Annotated in this window: 13 protein-coding genes; 10 read left to right on the forward strand and 3 right to left on the reverse strand. The window is 65.0% G+C overall.

All coding sequences use genetic code 11. The features are described 5' to 3' along the window. Position 1 precedes the first annotated feature (1 nt). Entirely contained in the window at positions 2 to 1033 is a 1032-nt protein-coding gene (locus QSV36_RS21375; protein ID WP_289134177.1) for an ABC transporter ATP-binding protein, read from the reverse strand. A 150-nt stretch (positions 1034 to 1183) separates the two neighbouring features. Then, on the reverse strand, positions 1184 to 2335 hold the full coding sequence (gene ydcS, locus QSV36_RS21380) for a putative ABC transporter substrate-binding protein YdcS (RefSeq protein ID WP_289134179.1): 1152 nt from the start codon (positions 2333 to 2335) through the stop codon (positions 1184 to 1186). Positions 2336 to 2549: 214 nt separating this feature from the next. Between ydcS and QSV36_RS21385 the strand changes: the two genes are divergently transcribed. The 8 genes from QSV36_RS21385 to wspR all read left to right on the forward strand — a co-directional run bounded on the left by QSV36_RS21385 (position 2550) and on the right by wspR (position 11787). After that, complete coding sequence (locus QSV36_RS21385) at positions 2550 to 3230, forward strand: tellurite resistance TerB family protein (protein WP_289134181.1); 681 nt, start codon at positions 2550 to 2552, stop codon at positions 3228 to 3230. A 135-nt stretch (positions 3231 to 3365) separates the two neighbouring features. Then, a complete protein-coding gene (locus QSV36_RS21390; protein ID WP_289134183.1) occupies positions 3366 to 4988 on the forward strand; it encodes a methyl-accepting chemotaxis protein in 1623 nt (540 codons plus the stop codon). A gap of 5 nt (positions 4989 to 4993) precedes the next feature. Beyond that, positions 4994 to 5500, forward strand: a complete 507-nt coding sequence (locus QSV36_RS21395; protein ID WP_289134184.1) for a chemotaxis protein CheW — start codon at positions 4994 to 4996, stop codon at positions 5498 to 5500. Beyond that, the gene (locus QSV36_RS21400) at positions 5497 to 6765 is read left to right on the forward strand and encodes a CheR family methyltransferase (RefSeq protein ID WP_289134186.1); all 1269 of its coding nucleotides are present in this window, start codon (positions 5497 to 5499) and stop codon (positions 6763 to 6765) included. Before QSV36_RS21395 ends, QSV36_RS21400 begins: the two co-directional genes overlap by 4 nt. Next, the gene (locus QSV36_RS21405) at positions 6762 to 7427 is read left to right on the forward strand and encodes a chemotaxis protein CheW (RefSeq protein WP_289134188.1); all 666 of its coding nucleotides are present in this window, start codon (positions 6762 to 6764) and stop codon (positions 7425 to 7427) included. Before QSV36_RS21400 ends, QSV36_RS21405 begins: the two co-directional genes overlap by 4 nt. Beyond that, entirely contained in the window at positions 7424 to 9721 is a 2298-nt protein-coding gene (locus tag QSV36_RS21410) for a hybrid sensor histidine kinase/response regulator (protein WP_289134189.1), read from the forward strand. Before QSV36_RS21405 ends, QSV36_RS21410 begins: the two co-directional genes overlap by 4 nt. Then, positions 9718 to 10731, forward strand: a complete 1014-nt coding sequence (locus QSV36_RS21415; RefSeq protein WP_225776572.1) for a chemotaxis response regulator protein-glutamate methylesterase — start codon at positions 9718 to 9720, stop codon at positions 10729 to 10731. The genes QSV36_RS21410 and QSV36_RS21415 overlap by 4 nt, the downstream gene beginning before the upstream one ends. 51 nt (positions 10732 to 10782) lie before the next feature. Beyond that, positions 10783 to 11787, forward strand: a complete 1005-nt coding sequence (gene wspR / locus QSV36_RS21420; RefSeq protein ID WP_289134192.1) for a Wsp signal transduction system regulator diguanylate cyclase WspR — start codon at positions 10783 to 10785, stop codon at positions 11785 to 11787. Between the two features lie 36 nt (positions 11788 to 11823). On the opposite strand, the gene QSV36_RS21425 is transcribed toward wspR, so the two are convergent. Then, positions 11824 to 12201 carry a hypothetical protein gene (locus QSV36_RS21425; RefSeq protein ID WP_289134193.1) on the reverse strand — a complete coding sequence of 126 codons (378 nt, stop codon included), beginning with the start codon at positions 12199 to 12201 and terminating at the stop codon, positions 11824 to 11826. Positions 12202 to 12419: 218 nt separating this feature from the next. Here QSV36_RS21425 and prfB point away from each other — a divergent pair. After that, positions 12420 to 13515, forward strand: a protein-coding gene (gene prfB, locus QSV36_RS21430; protein ID WP_108480361.1) for a peptide chain release factor 2 whose coding sequence is annotated in 2 segments (ribosomal slippage) — positions 12420 to 12491 and positions 12493 to 13515 — 1095 coding nt in all. Because the reading frame shifts where the segments join, the coding sequence is not laid out codon by codon here. Between the two features lie 93 nt (positions 13516 to 13608). Then, positions 13609 to 15111, forward strand: coding sequence for a lysine--tRNA ligase (gene lysS / locus QSV36_RS21435; RefSeq protein ID WP_186673045.1), 1503 nt, complete (start codon positions 13609 to 13611; stop codon positions 15109 to 15111). Positions 15112 to 15242: the final 131 nt, after the last annotated feature.

Raw genomic sequence — 15242 nt, forward strand, 5'->3', positions numbered from 1 at the left:
GTCAGCGGCTCCCGCTTTCCTGCAGCACGGTCATGGCTTCCCGCGGCCAGTGCGCTTGTAGCCGTTGCCCAGGTTGCCAGGCCTGTGCCTGCACCTGCCAGCGGTCGTTGGCCTGGCTTACCGCCAACAGCTGGCCACTGTCGAGCTGCAGCTCGTAACGGGTGGCACTGCCCTGGTACTGGATATCGCGCAGCACGCCACTGACCTGCACCGCCTGGTCGCCAGCAACCGGGCCGCCCAGGCGGATGTGCTCGGGGCGGATGGAAAACGGCGCCGGGCTGCCGTGGAGCGCCATCGCCAGTTCGCCGCGCAGCACGTTTGAGGAACCGACGAATTCGGCGACGAAGGGCGTGGCCGGTTGCATGTACAGGTTGCGCGGGGTGTCGACCTGCTCGATCCGGCCGCGGTTGAATACTGCCACCCGGTCAGACATCGACAGCGCCTCGGTCTGGTCGTGGGTGACGAAGATGAACGTGATACCCAACTGACGCTGGAGCTTTTTCAGTTCACCCTGCATCTGCTCGCGCAGTTTCAGGTCCAGCGCGCCCAAGGGTTCGTCCAGCAGCAGTACCCGTGGCCGGTTGACCAGGGCGCGGGCCAGGGCCACGCGCTGGCGTTGCCCGCCAGACAGCTGTGCCGGCTTGCGTGCGCCGTAGCCGGCCAGGGCCACCATCGCCAGTGCTTCTTCGGCGCGGCCGTGGCGTTCGGCCTTGGCCACGCCTTTCACCTTCAGGCCGTAGGCAATGTTGTCCAGGACGTTCATGTGCGGGAACAGTGCGTAGTCCTGGAACACCGTGTTGACGTCACGCAGGTACGGCGGCACGCCGGCGGCCTCGACGCCGTGGATACGGATCGAGCCGCTGCTGGGCTGCTCGAAGCCGGCGATCAGGCGCAGGCAGGTGGTCTTGCCCGAGCCAGACGGGCCGAGCATGGAGAAGAACTCGCCATCGAGGATGTCGATGCTGACCTGGTCGACGGCGGTGACCTCGCCGAACGTACGGGAAACCTGGGTGAACTGGACGGCTAGGGGCATGCGTGGGCTCCAGGCATCAAAGTTTCTCCTGAGCCGGCCTCTTCGCGGGCGCGCCCGCTCCCACAGGTATTACACAGCCTTCAAGGCCGGTGCCCTACCTGTGGGAGCGGGCATGCCCGCGAAGAGGTCGGCCCTGGCATTCAGGCAACCTCAGCGCCCACCCATGATCGCGATGTAATCCTGGGTCCAGCGGCTGTAAGGCACGAACTTGCCGCCCTGGGCCTGCGGGGTTTTCCAGAAGGCGATCTTGTCGAAGTTGTCGAAGCCGTTGGTCTTGCAGCCGTCCGCTCCCAGCAGTTCGTTGCCATTGCAGGCGGCCGGTACCGCCGGCAACGAGCCGAACCAGGCCGCCACGTCACCCTGCACCTTCGGTTGCAGCGACCAGTCCATCCACTTGTAGGCACAGTTGGGGTGCTTGGCCTCGCTGTGGAGCATGGTGGTATCCGCCCAGCCGGTCGCCCCTTCCTTGGGAATGGTCGAAGCCACCGGCTGTTTCTCGGCCTTCAGGCCATTGACCATGTAGCCCCAGGAGCTGGTTGCGACCACGCCTTCGTTCTTCACGTCGCTCATCTGCACCGTTGCATCATGCCAGTAGCGGTGCACTAACGGTTGCTGCTGGCGCAGCAGCTCCAGCACGGCCTTGTACTGGGCTTCGTTCAGTTCGTACGGATCCTGGATGCCCAGCTCCGGCTTGGCGGTTTTCAGGTACAGCGCTGCATCGGCGATGTAGATCGGCCCGTCGTAGGCCTGCACGCGCCCCTTGTTCGGCTTGCCGTCGGGCAGGTTCTGCGGCTCGAACAGCACGCCCCAGCTGGTGGGCGCCTGTTTGAATACCTCGGTGTTGTACAGCAGTACGTTCGGCCCCCATTGGTAGGGGGTACCGTAGACCTGCTTGTCGACCACGTACCAGCCGCCGTTCTGCAAGCGTGGGTCGATATGCTTCCAGTTGGGGATCAGTGCGGTATTGATCGGCTGCACCCGCTTGCCTGCGATCAGCCGCAGCGATGCGTCACCCGAAGCGGTGACCAGATCGTAGCCGCCCTTGGTCATCAGGCTGACCATCTCGTCCGACGTGGCGGCGGTCTTGACGCTGACCTTGCAACCGGTTTCCTTTTCGAAACCGCTGACCCAGTCGTAGGCCTTGTCGCTTTCGCCGCGCTCGATGTAGCCCGGCCAGGCGACGATGTCCAGGCGCCCCTCACCAGCGCCCAGGGCCTTGGGCGGTTCGGCAGCCTGCAGGCTGGCGCTGGCCAGCACGGCACCGGTCATGGCGCCGAGCAATGCGGTCTTGTGCACTGACATGGTGTTCCCTCTTTTTTGGCGATTTTGTTCGGGGCAGTCAAAGCAAGCCGTGAAGCATTGGTTATAAGCCTAGTGCGAGTGCGCGCAGTATTGGCGATATCGAGTCTAGTTGGCTTTTTGCCAGCCAATGCAACATCCAGAAGCAAATCCACGGTGGCGTGCGCTTGGCCAAGCCTTACTCTGGCCTTTGTACTTTTTCCGTGGAGACCCGCGAATGAATACGCGCAGCCTGCTCGATCAATTACTCAAGTCCGGCCAGCAACTGCTCGACAAGCAGGGCGCTACCGGTAAGCCCGGTAGCGCTGCCGGTGGGCTTGGCGGGCTGTTGTCCGGCACCGGTGGCGGTTTGTTGGGCGGGGGCGCGCTGGGGCTGTTGCTGGGCAGCAAGAAAGCCCGCAAGTATGGCGGCAAGGCGCTCACTTATGGTGGCCTGGCCGCGCTGGGGGTGTTGGCCTACAAAGCCTATGGCAACTGGCAGGCCAGTCAGCGCCTGGCTGCAAGCGAGCCCCAGACCGTCGACCGCCTGCCGCCGGCCCAGGCCGAACAGCACAGCCAGGCCGTGCTGCGGGCGCTGGTGGCAGCGGCCAAGTCCGATGGCCATATAGACGCGCGCGAGCGGGCGCTGATCGAGGGCGAGTTCAGCCGCCTGGACAGCGACCGTGAACTGCAACACTGGTTGCACGATGAGCTGAACAAGCCGCTGGACCCGGCCGAAGTGGCCGGTGCCGCGCAAACGCCGGAAATGGCGGCCGAGATGTACCTGGCCAGCGTGATGATGGTCGACCAGGAGAACTTCATGGAGCGCGCCTATCTGGACGAACTGGCCCGCCAGCTGCGCCTGGAGCCGGGCCTGCGCCAGGCGCTGGAAAGTCAGGCAAGGCTTGCAGCAAGCTGATATCGCGCGGGTGGGCTGCAACGCAGCCCAATGACTGGTCCATCAAACGCCTGCCATTCAGCCGCAAAAGCGCCGGGCGCCTGAGCTATACTCCGGCGGTTTTTCCCACTTGTTGCGAATTCCTGAGGGCTGAATGTGAAGAACTGGACCTTGCGCCAACGGATCCTGGCAAGTTTCGCCGTGATCATCGCCATCATGCTGCTGATGATCGTGGCCGCCTACTCGCGGTTGGTGGCCATCGAAGCCGCCGAAGAGGCGGTGGGCAGCGACAGCATTCCAGGGGTTTACTACAGCTCGATGATCCGCAGCGCCTGGGTCGACAGCTATGTCACCAGCCAGCAACTGGTGGGCCTGTCCAACCGCCGCGAAATCACCACCGCCGACATGGAACTGTTCAAAGGGTTCGAGGACCGGCTGAAGCAGCACATGGCGAGTTACCAGGCCACGATCCGGACCAAGGACGACCAGACCCGTTTCGATTCCTTCGTGCAGCTTGAAGAGAACTACATGAAGATCGTTGGCCAGGTCCTGGACGCCTACCGCCAGCATGACTACGACGGCGCCCAGCGGCTGATCAGCGACGTGCTCACCCCGACCTGGGTGGATGGGCGCAAGCACCTGACCGAAGTCATCGAGGACAACCGCGCGTCAGCCGACGCCGCCACCAACGACATCGTCAACGCCGTGAGCACGGCCAAGGGCAGCATGGTGGTTTCGCTGTTGCTGGCCATCATCGCCGCGGGCGTCTGCGGGCTGTTGCTGATGCGTGCAATCTCGGCGCCCATGCAGCGCATTGTGCATGCCCTCGACAAACTGCGTTCAGGCGACCTGAGCATGCGCCTGAGCCTGGAGCGCCAGGACGAATTCGGCGCCATCGAAAGCGGCTTCAACGAAATGGCCGAGGCCCTGGCCAGCCTGGTGGCCCAGGCCCAGCGCTCGTCGGTCCAGGTGACCACGTCGGTGACCGAGATTGCCGCCACTTCCAAGCAGCAGCAGGCTACCGCCACCGAGACGGCTGCCACCACCACCGAGATCGGTGCCACCTCGCGGGAAATCGCCGCCACCTCGCGTGACCTGGTGCGCACCATGACCGAGGTGACCTCGGCGGCCGACCAGGCCTCCAGCCTGGCCGGTTCCGGCCAGCAGGGCCTGGCGCGGATGGAAGAAACCATGCACCAGGTGATGGGCGCCGCCGACCTGGTCAACGCCAAGCTGGCCATCCTCAACGAAAAGGCCAGCAACATCACCCAGATGGTGGTGACCATCGTCAAGGTCGCCGACCAGACCAACCTGCTGTCGCTCAACGCCGCCATCGAGGCGGAAAAGGCAGGTGAATACGGCCGTGGTTTCGCTGTGGTCGCCACCGAAGTGCGCCGCCTGGCCGACCAGACCGCCGTGGCCACCTACGACATCGAGCAGATGGTGCGCGAGATCCAGTCGGCCGTGTCGGCCGGGGTCATGGGCATGGACAAGTTCTCCGAGGAAGTGCGCCGCGGCATGTTCGAAGTGCAGCAGGTAGGCGAGCAGCTGAGCCAGATCATCCACCAGGTCCAGGCCTTGGCGCCGCGCGTGCTGATGGTCAACGAAGGCATGCAGGCCCAGGCTACCGGTGCCGAGCAGATCAACCAGGCGCTGGCCCAGCTCAGCGACGCCAGCACCCAGACGGTCGAGTCGCTGCGCCAGGCCAGTTTTGCCATCGATGAGCTGAGCCAGGTGGCCGCAGGCCTGCGCGGCGGCGTGTCGCGCTTCAAAGTCTGACTACGATGAACGACATGCAACCGCGCACCGCGCGGGAGGACAACGCCAAGGGGGTGTTGTACCTGCAGTTCCGCATCCAGGCACAGCGCTTCGCCTTGAGCGTGCACGAGGTGATCGAAGTGCTGCCGCGCCAGCCGCTCAAGCCGATCGCCCAGGCGCCTGGCTGGGTCGCGGGCATCCTCGCCCACCGTGGCCTGCTGGTGCCGGTGGTCGACCTGGCGGCGTTGAGCTTTGGCCAGCCGGCGGCGCAACGCACCAGTACCCGGCTGGTGCTGGTGCATTATCGTGGCGGCCTGCAGCTTGGCCTGATCCTGGAACAGGCGACCGAAACCTTGCGCTGCCACCCCGACGAGTTCCAGCCCTATGGCGTGGACAGCGGTGAAGCCCCCTACCTGGGGCCGGTGCGCCAGGACGAGCAGGGCCTGCTGCAGCGCATCGAGGTCAACGACTTGCTGCCCGACGCGGTGCACCGACTGCTATACACGGCTGAGCCGACAGGGATGCCGACATGAACGAGCAACACTTTTTCCGCTTCCTGCGTGAACGTATCGGCCTGGACGTGGAGTCGGTGGGGGCGTCCATGGTCGAACGTGCGCTGCGTCAGCGGTGCGTGGCCGTGAACGCCGCCGACCTCGACGATTACTGGCTGCGCCTGCAGCAATCGATGGACGAGCAACAGGCACTGATCGAGGCCGTTATCGTCCCGGAAACCTGGTTCTTCCGTTACCCCGAATCCTTCACCGCCTTGGCCAGCCTGGCGCAGAAGCGCCTGGCCGAGCTTGCCGGGGCGCGCCCGCTGCGCCTGCTCAGCCTGCCATGCTCGACTGGCGAGGAGCCCTATTCGCTGGCCATGGCCCTGCTCGACGCTGGCATCGCACCGGGTGCATTTCTGATCGATGGCATGGACATCAGCCCCAGTTCGGTGGCCAAGGCCGGGCAAGCCATGTATGGGCGCAACGCCTTCCGTGGCAGTGACCTGAGTTTTCGCGAGCGCTATTTCGATGCCGTCGATGATGGCCACCAGCTTCACCAGCGGGTACGCGAGCAGGTCAGCTTGCAGGTGGGCAATGTGCTCGACCCGGCGCTGGCCAGCCGCGATGGTCTGTACGACTTCGTGTTCTGCCGCAACCTGCTGATCTACTTCGACCTGGCCACCCAGCAACGGGTGTTCGAGGTGCTCAAACGCCTGCTGCACGCGCAAGGGGTGTTGTTCATCGGCCCGGCCGAAGGCAGCCTGCTGGCGCGGTTGGGTATGCGCCCGGTGGGGATTGCCCAGTCGTTCGCCTACGTGCGCGAGGAGGGCAATGCCGTTGCGCCGGCCAGCACACCGGCATTGCCGACCCGACGTCGGTTGCCAGCGCAGCCGACGCCAGGCTATTCGTTGCCCGCTGCGGCACGGCCACTGCGCGCGCAGCCCGTGGCAACCAGGCCAGCGCCGGTGCGCGAGCACCAGGGCGGGCAGCCTGGCGAGCTGTTGGCGAGCATTGCCCGGCTGGCCAATGCCGGTGCCAGCGAGCAGGCCCGTGCCGAATGCCAGCGCTACCTCGCCCAGTTCCCGCCTTCGGCGCAGGTGTATTACTGGCTGGGGTTGCTCAGCGATACCGAGGGCGATGCGCAGCAGGCGCTCAGCCACTATCGCAAAGCCCTGTATCTGGAGCCGCAGCATTCCGAGGCGCTGGTGCACCTGGCGGCCTTGCTGGCGGCCCAGGGTGACCTGGCCGGTGCCCGGCGCTTGCAGGAGCGCGCTGCACGGGCGGGGCGGGAGTCTGAACGATGAAGAAAGAATCCGCGATGCAACTGCTCGCCGAGGATGATGCGCACATCGACGACTGCTGGAACCGCATAGGGGTACGCGGCGACAAGCAATGCCCGCTGCTGGCGCGGCACGTGCACTGCCGAAACTGCGAAGTCTACGCCGCCGCCGCCACGCGCCTGCTCGACCGTTATGCGTTGATGGAGGACCATCGGGTGGTGGCGGCAGCGCCTGCCGAGGAAGCCACGGGCCGTTCGATGCTGCTGTTCCGCCTGGGTGAAGAATGGCTGGCGCTGGCCACCGCCTGCCTGGCCGAAATCGCCCCGCTGCAGGCGGTGCATTCATTGCCGCACCAGCGCTCGCGCGTGCTGCAGGGTGTGGCCAATGTACGCGGTGCGCTGGTGCCGTGCCTGTCGCTGGCCGACCTGCTGGGCGTGCAGGCCGGTGCCACCGAGCAGCGCGCCGGCCGGGTGATGCCACGCATGCTGATTCTGGCCACCGACGGTGGGCCGGTGGTGCTGGCCGTCGAGGAAATCGACGGCATTCACCGGCTCGACCCGCAGCTGCTCGGCAGCGGCCAGGATGTTACCCGTTTCACCGCTGCGGTCCTGCAATGGCGTGGCCGCAGCGTACGGGTGCTGGACGAACAACACTTACTGTCTGCCGTGCAGCGGAGCCTGTCATGACCCCGGAGCAAATGCGCGACGCATCGTTGCTCGAGCTGTTCAGCCTGGAAGCCGAGGCGCAGACCCAGGTGCTCAGCACCGGCTTGATGGCGCTGGAACGCAACCCTGTGCAGGCCGACCAGCTCGAGGCGTGCATGCGTGCTGCGCACTCCCTGAAAGGCGCGGCGCGGATCGTCGGGGTGGACGCTGGCGTCAGCGTCGCCCACGTCATGGAGGACTGCCTGGTCGCTGCCCAGGAGGGCCGGCTGCGGCTGAGCGCCGAGCATATCGACGCGCTGCTGCAAGGTACCGACCTGCTGATGCGCATCGCCACACCCGGGGATACCGCGGCACAGGCGACCCTGCCGGTATTCCTCGCACAAATGGCCAGCCTGTTGGACCCGGCGGGGGCGGCCACGCCGTCCGTACCGCCCAGCGTGCCAGCAGCGCCGGAAGCGCCGGCCCTGCAACCCGAGCCAGCGCCGCTGCCTGTCGCCCCCGCCGGGCCTGAGCCCGAACCCGAGTCGGCGCCGCGTCGCAAGGCGCCCAAGCCTGCCGGCGAAGGTACGGAGCGGGTGCTGCGGGTGACCGCCGATCGCCTCAACAGCTTGCTCGACCTGTCCAGCAAATCGCTGGTCGAGACCCAGCGGCTCAAGCCTTACCTGGCCTCGCTGCAGCGCCTCAAGCGCATGCACGGCCAAGGCATGCAGGCGCTCGACGGCCTGCGCAGGCAGCTGGAGGACAGTGGCCAGAGCAGCGAGGTGCTCGAAGCCTTGGCGCAGACCCAGCGCCTGCTGGCGGAAACCCAGCAGGTCCTGCAGCAGCAGGCTGCCGACCTGGACGAGTTCGGCTGGCAGGCTAGCCAGCGCGCACAACTGCTGTACGACACGGCGCTGGCCTGCCGGATGCGGCCGTTTGCCGATGTCCTGGCCGGCCAGAGCCGCATGGTCCGCGACCTTGGCCGGTCGCTGGGCAAGCCGGTGCGCTTGCTGGTAGAAGGGGAAAAGACCCAGGTCGACCGTGATGTGCTGGAAAAGCTCGAAGCACCGCTGACCCACCTGTTGCGCAATGCGGTCGACCACGGCATCGAGCTGCCCGAGCGGCGTCTGCTGGCAGGCAAGCCGGAGGAGGGGGTGGTCCGCCTGCGCGCCTCGCACCAGGCCGGCATGCTCAGCCTGGAACTGATCGACGATGGCGCCGGCATCGACCTCGAACGCCTGCGCAGCAACATCGTCGAGCGGGCCCTGTCTCCCGCCGACACGGTGGCGCGGATGAGCGAGGCCGAGTTGCTGACGTTCCTGTTCCTGCCTGGGTTCAGCTTGCGCGACAAGGTTACTGAGGTGTCCGGGCGTGGTGTCGGCCTGGATGCGGTGCAGCACATGATCCGTGAGCTGCGCGGCTCGATCGAGCTGACCCAGACGGCCGGGCAGGGCTGCCGTTTCCATCTGCAGGTGCCGCTGACCCTGTCGGTGGTGCGCAGCCTGGTGGTCGAGGTGGGGGGCGAGGCCTACGCCTTCCCGCTCGCCCACATCGAGCGCACGCTGGACGTGGCTGCCGAAGAGATCGTGCAGATCGAAGGGCGCCAGCATTTCTGGCACGAAGGCCGCCACATCGGCCTGGTCGCGGCCAGCCAGTTGCTTAACCGCCCGGCCGGGCAGGCCGAAGAGAGCCGGTTGCGGGTGGTGGTGATTCGTGAGCGCGAGCAACTCTACGGCGTGGCCGTGGAGCGGCTGGTGGGCGAGCGGGTGCTGGTGGTGATGCCACTCGACCCGCGGCTGGGCAAGGTGCAGGATATTTCTTCCGGCGCCCTGCTCGACGATGGTTCGGTGGTGCTGATCATCGATGTCGAAGACTTGTTGCGTTCGCTGGATAAACTGCTCAGCACTGGCAGCCTTGAACGCATCGCGCGCGGCAGCGGTGGCGCCCGCGGCGTGGTGCGCAAGCGCATCCTGGTGGTCGACGATTCGCTGACCGTGCGTGAACTGCAGCGCAAATTGCTGGGCAACCGTGGCTACGACGTGGCCGTGGCGGTGGATGGCATGGACGGCTGGAACGCCCTGCGTGCGGAGGACTTCGACCTGCTGATCACCGACATCGACATGCCGCGCATGGACGGCATCGAGCTGGTCACCCTGGTGCGTCGCGACCAGCGTCTGCAATCGCTGCCGGTCATGGTGGTGTCCTACAAGGACCGCGAGGAAGACCGACGGCGTGGCCTGGATGCTGGCGCCGACTACTATTTGGCAAAGGCCAGTTTCCATGACGATGCGTTGCTGGATGCTGTGGACGAGCTGATCGGGGGGGCGCAAGGATGAAGATCGCCATCGTCAACGACATGCCCATGGCCGTCGAGGCACTGCGCCGGGTGGTCGCCTTCGAGCCCGAACACCAGGTGATATGGGTGGCCGGCAACGGTGCCGAGGCGGTGCAGCGCTGTGCGGAACAGTTGCCAGACCTGATCCTCATGGACCTGATCATGCCGGTGATGGACGGTGTCGAGGCCACCCGCAGGATCATGGCCGAAACCCCTTGCGCCATCGTCATCGTGACGGTCGACCGCAAGCAGAACATGCATCGGGTGTTCGAGGCCATGGGCCACGGCGCCCTCGACGTGGTCGACACGCCAGCGCTGGGGGCGGGCGACCCGCGCGAAGCGGCAGCGCCACTGTTGCGCAAGATCCTCAACATAAGCTGGCTGATCGGCCAGCAGAATGCCCCGGCCGCGCGCCCGGTCGCCGCGCCGGTGCGGGCGGTGTCGCAGCACCGCGGGCTGGTGGCGATCGGCTCGTCCGCGGGTGGCCCGGCAGCCCTCGAAGTGCTGCTGAAGGCCCTGCCGGCGGCGTTTCCGGCGGCCATCGTGCTGGTCCAGCATGTGGACCAGGTATTTGCTGCGGGCATGGCCGAATGGCTCAGCAGTGCAGCCGGCCTGCCGGTGCGCCTGGCCCGCCAAGGTGAACCGCCGCAACCCGGCCAGGTGTTGCTGGCCGGCACCAACCACCACATCCGCCTGCTACAGAACGGCCAACTGGCCTACACTGCCGAACCGGTCAACGAGATATACCGGCCCTCGATCGATGTGTTCTTCGAGAGCGTGGCGCGCTACTGGAGCGGCGATGCGGTGGGTGTGCTGCTCACCGGCATGGGCCGCGACGGCGCCCAGGGTCTGAAACTGATGCGCCAGCGGGGCTTTCTCACCATTGCCCAGGACCAGGCCAGCAGCGCTGTGTATGGAATGCCCAAGGCTGCTGTGGCCATCGATGCCGCGGTGGAGGTCCGCCCGCTGGAACGCATAGCCGGGCGCTTGATGGAATTTTTTGCTAAATGACGAAGTGTATTGAATCACGCCGCCAGGCCGGTAGTGATCGGGTGAACAGCCATGAATGACTTACCGATCGAAGGTTTCACGACCACCAACGAAAACGCGGCGATGGTACTGCTGGTCGACGACCAGGCCATGATCGGCGAGGCGGTGCGGCGTGGCCTGGCCAACGAGGACAACATCGACTTCCACTTCTGCGCCGACCCGCACCAGGCGGTCGCCCAGGCGGTGCGCATCAAGCCCACGGTTATTCTGCAGGACCTGATCATGCCTGGCCTGGACGGGCTGACCCTGGTGCGTGAATACCGCAACAACCCGGCCACCCAGGACATTCCGATCATCGTCCTGTCGACCAAGGAAGACCCGCTGGTCAAGAGCGCAGCCTTCGCTGCGGGGGCCAACGACTACCTGGTCAAGCTGCCTGACACCATCGAACTGGTAGCGCGCATTCGCTACCACTCGCGCTCCTACCTGACCCTGCTGCAGCGCGACGAGGCCTACCGCGCCCTGCGCGTCAGCCAGCAGCAGTTGCTCGACTCCAACCTGATGCTGCAGCGGCTGATGAACTCCGATGGCCTGACCGGGTTGTCCAACCGGCGTCACTTCGACGAATACCTCGAGTTGGAGTGGCGCCGTGCCATGCGTGAGCAGCAGCAGTTGTCGCTGCTGATGATCGACGTGGACTTCTTCAAGGCCTACAACGACAGCTTCGGCCACCTGGCCGGTGACGAGGCCTTGCGCCAGGTCGCCGAGGCGATCCGCGGTGCATGTTCGCGGCCGACCGACCTGCCGGCGCGCTATGGCGGCGAGGAATTTGTCCTGGTGTTGCCCAACACCTCACCGGGTGGCGCCCGCCTGGTGGCAGAAAAGCTGCGTCAGACCGTATTGGGCCTGGGCATCCCGCACACCGCACCGACGCCTGACTCATACCTGACCGTGAGTATTGGCCTGGCGACCCAGACCCCGGCCATCGGCAGCCATAGCCGGCAGTTGATTTCGGCTGCGGATAAAGGGCTCTACCAGGCCAAGAACAACGGACGCAACCAGGTGGGCATCGCCTGATGGCACGGGTTCCATGCCAATGGCTGTGACTTCGGGTTAGACCACCTGATAGATGCGTTCAGGTATCGAAACCTTCCTTTCGTCGCCGTTATCAAACATAAACGTCAATGAGCCTGCCACTCGCAGGCCAGTGCCCGGCGAATAGAGGTGTTTTTCGACCTCCCGGATCAGTTTCTGTGGCTGTAGTGCATCCTTGGGCCAGAGGGTGTAACCAGAGCCACCGCCATTCGAGGTCAGGATCACGCCGATGTGGTGCAGGCCTGGAAGCTCCTCTTGCAAGCCCGGAAAGTTGAACTCCAGTGGCGAGGGGGCACTTGCACTGTCATAGTTGATGACATCCCCCTCGGCTTCCAGCATCACGGGTGCCTTGAGCATCGGCAGCGGGAAGGTAGCGGTTGGTGTGTTGTTGCTCATCGCTCGATCTCCAATGGGAAGTGGCCTGGAATGGCCTGCCCAGTAGATATCGGCCGGGTTTGCCGGACAACTGGTGAAGCTGCCAGTTGCGCATAGGCGGGTCAAGTGATAGCCGCCCAGGGTTCCGGCCAATGGCTGCCCGGTGGGCCTGCCGCCATCCTGCAGACTGCGTTATACTCGCAGGCTTTTCACCGAATTCGCACGAGAGCCGCCCGCCCATGGAAATCCAACCGATCCTGAACACCATCAAGGACCTTACCGAGCGTTCCCAGTCCATTCGGGGGTATCTTTGACTACGATCACAAGCATGACCGCCTGATCGAAGTCAACCGCGAGCTGGAAGACCCCAACGTCTGGAACAAGCCCGAGTACGCCCAGGCCCTGGGCCGCGAGCGTGCCATGCTGGCCCAGGTCGTCGAGACCCTGGACAAGCTGTCCGGCGGCCTGGCCGACTGCCAGGACCTGCTCGACATGGCCGTCGAGGAAAATGACGAGGGCGCCGTCGGCGACGTCGTGACCGAGCTGGAAGGCCTGGAAGAAAAACTGGCCCAGCTTGAGTTCCGTCGCATGTTCAGCGGCGAAATGGACATGAACAACGCCTACCTGGACATCCAGGCCGGCTCCGGCGGTACCGAGGCGCAGGACTGGGCCAACATCCTGCTGCGCATGTACCTGCGCTGGGCCGACAAGCGTGGTTTCGACGCCACCATCATCGAGCTGTCCGAAGGTGAAGTCGCCGGGATCAAGGGCGCCACCGTGCACATCAAGGGCGAGTACGCCTTCGGCTGGCTGCGCACCGAAATCGGTGTGCACCGCCTGGTGCGCAAGAGCCCGTTCGACTCTGGTGCCCGTCGCCACACCTCGTTCTCGGCAGTGTTCGTGTCGCCCGAGATCGACGACAAGGTCGAGATCGAGATCAACCCGGCCGACCTGCGCATCGACACCTACCGCTCCTCCGGTGCCGGTGGCCAGCACGTGAACACCACCGACTCGGCGGTACGTATCACCCACGTGCCGACCAATACTGTGGTGGCGTGCCAGAACGAACGCTCCCAGCACGCCAACAAGGACACCGCCATGAAAATGCTGCGGGCCAAGTTGTACGAGCTGGAAATGCAGAAGCGCAACGCCGCCTCGCAGGCGCTGGAAGACAGCAAGTCGGACATCGGCTGGGGCCACCAGATCCGCTCCTACGTGCTGGATGACTCGCGCATCAAGGACCTGCGCACCGGTGTCGAGCGCAGCGACTGCCAGAAGGTCCTGGACGGCGACCTCGACCAGTACCTGGAAGCGAGCCTCAAGCAGGGGCTGTAAACCGCACACAACTGCCGCGGTACCCGGCCAGGGGCCGGTACCGCGTGCCCTGCCCGAAAGGGGCACCGAATACCTGATGGAAAGAATGACGAAATGAGCGACCTCAAGACCGACGTGCAAGACCTGCAACAGGAAGAAAACGCCCTGATCGCCCTGCGCAAGGAAAAGCTTGCCGCCGAGCGCGCCAAGGGCAACGCCTTCCCCAATGACTTCCGTCGCGACAGCTACTGCAACGACCTGCAGAAACAGTACGCGGACAAGACCAAGGAAGAACTGGAAGCTGCAGCGATTCCGGTCAAGGTCGCTGGTCGCATCATGCTCAACCGTGGCTCGTTCATGGTCATCCAGGACATGACCGGCCGTATCCAGGTCTATGTCAACCGCAAGACCCTGCCGGAAGAAACCCTGGCCGCGGTCAAGACCTGGGACCTGGGCGACATCATCAGCGCCGAAGGCACCCTGGCCCGTTCCGGCAAGGGCGACCTGTATGTCGAAATGACCAACGTGCGCCTGCTGACCAAGTCGCTGCGCCCGCTGCCCGACAAGCACCACGGCCTGACCGACACCGAGCAGCGCTACCGCCAGCGTTACGTCGACCTGATGGTCAACGAAGAAACCCGCCACACCTTCCGTGTGCGTTCGCAGGTGATCTCGCACATCCGCAAGTTCCTCATCGAACGCGACTTCCTCGAAGTCGAGACGCCGATGCTGCAGACCATCCCTGGCGGTGCCGCGGCCAAGCCGTTCGAAACCCACCACAACGCCCTGGACATGGCCATGTTCCTGCGTATCGCCCCGGAGCTGTACCTCAAGCGGCTGGTGGTTGGTGGCTTCGAGAAAGTGTTCGAGATCAACCGCAACTTCCGTAACGAAGGCGTTTCGACCCGGCACAACCCTGAGTTCACCATGCTCGAGTTCTACCAGGCCTACGCCGACTACCGCGACAACATGGACCTCACCGAGGAACTGTTCCGCGAACTGGCCCAGCTGGTCCTGGGCAGCACCGACGTGCCGTACGGCGACAAGGTGTTCCACTTCGGTGAGCCGTTCGCCCGCCTGTCGGTCTTCGACTCGATCCTCAAGTACAACCCGGAACTGACCGCTGCCGACCTGCAGGACGTCGACCGTGCCCGCGAGATCGCCAGGAAGGCCGGCGCCAAGGTGCTGGGCCACGAAGGCCTGGGCAAGCTGCAGGTGATGATTTTCGAAGAGTTGGTCGAGCACAAGCTGGAGCAGCCGCACTTCATCACCGAGTACCCGTTCGAAGTGTCGCCGCTGGCCCGTCGCAACGACGACAACCCGGCGGTCACCGACCGTTTCGAGCTGTTCATCGGTGGCCGCGAAATCGCCAACGCCTACTCCGAGCTGAACGATGCCGAAGACCAGGCCGAGCGCTTCCTGGCCCAGGTCGCCGAGAAGGACGCTGGTGACGACGAGGCCATGCACTACGACGCCGACTTCGTGCGGGCCCTGGAATACGGCATGCCGCCGACCGCAGGCGAAGGCATTGGTATCGACCGCTTGGTGATGCTGCTGACCAACTCGCCATCGATCCGCGACGTGATCCTGTTCCCGCACATGCGTCCGCAAGCCTGAGCCGTTTGAATCAGCCGCCTTTCGAGGCGGCTTTTTCTTGCCTGAAGCTTTATGTTGTCTGTACCGGCCTCTTCGCGGGCGCGCCCGCTCCCACAGCTCGTGACTGTTGTGGGGCCCCTGTGGGAGCGGGC

This window comes from Pseudomonas sp. BCRC 81390, assembly GCF_030341915.1.
GTDB lineage: Bacteria > Pseudomonadota > Gammaproteobacteria > Pseudomonadales > Pseudomonadaceae > Aquipseudomonas.

Bases quoted from the DNA above. Each gene is read 5' to 3' on its own strand.
- QSV36_RS21375 (WP_289134177.1), bottom strand. From the start codon at position 1,033: ATGCCCCTAGCCGTCCAGTTCACCCAGGTTTCCCGTACGTTCGGCGAG.
- QSV36_RS21415 (WP_225776572.1), top strand. From the start codon at position 9,718: ATGAAGATCGCCATCGTCAACGACATGCCCATGGCCGTCGAGGCACTG.
- QSV36_RS21425 (WP_289134193.1), bottom strand. From the start codon at position 12,201: ATGAGCAACAACACACCAACCGCTACCTTCCCGCTGCCGATGCTCAAG.
- QSV36_RS21405 (WP_289134188.1), top strand. From the start codon at position 6,762: ATGAAGAAAGAATCCGCGATGCAACTGCTCGCCGAGGATGATGCGCAC.
- lysS (WP_186673045.1), top strand. From the start codon at position 13,609: ATGAGCGACCTCAAGACCGACGTGCAAGACCTGCAACAGGAAGAAAAC.
- QSV36_RS21410 (WP_289134189.1), top strand. From the start codon at position 7,424: ATGACCCCGGAGCAAATGCGCGACGCATCGTTGCTCGAGCTGTTCAGC.
- QSV36_RS21395 (WP_289134184.1), top strand. From the start codon at position 4,994: ATGAACGACATGCAACCGCGCACCGCGCGGGAGGACAACGCCAAGGGG.
- wspR (WP_289134192.1), top strand. From the start codon at position 10,783: ATGAATGACTTACCGATCGAAGGTTTCACGACCACCAACGAAAACGCG.
- ydcS (WP_289134179.1), bottom strand. From the start codon at position 2,335: ATGTCAGTGCACAAGACCGCATTGCTCGGCGCCATGACCGGTGCCGTG.
- QSV36_RS21385 (WP_289134181.1), top strand. From the start codon at position 2,550: ATGAATACGCGCAGCCTGCTCGATCAATTACTCAAGTCCGGCCAGCAA.
- QSV36_RS21400 (WP_289134186.1), top strand. From the start codon at position 5,497: ATGAACGAGCAACACTTTTTCCGCTTCCTGCGTGAACGTATCGGCCTG.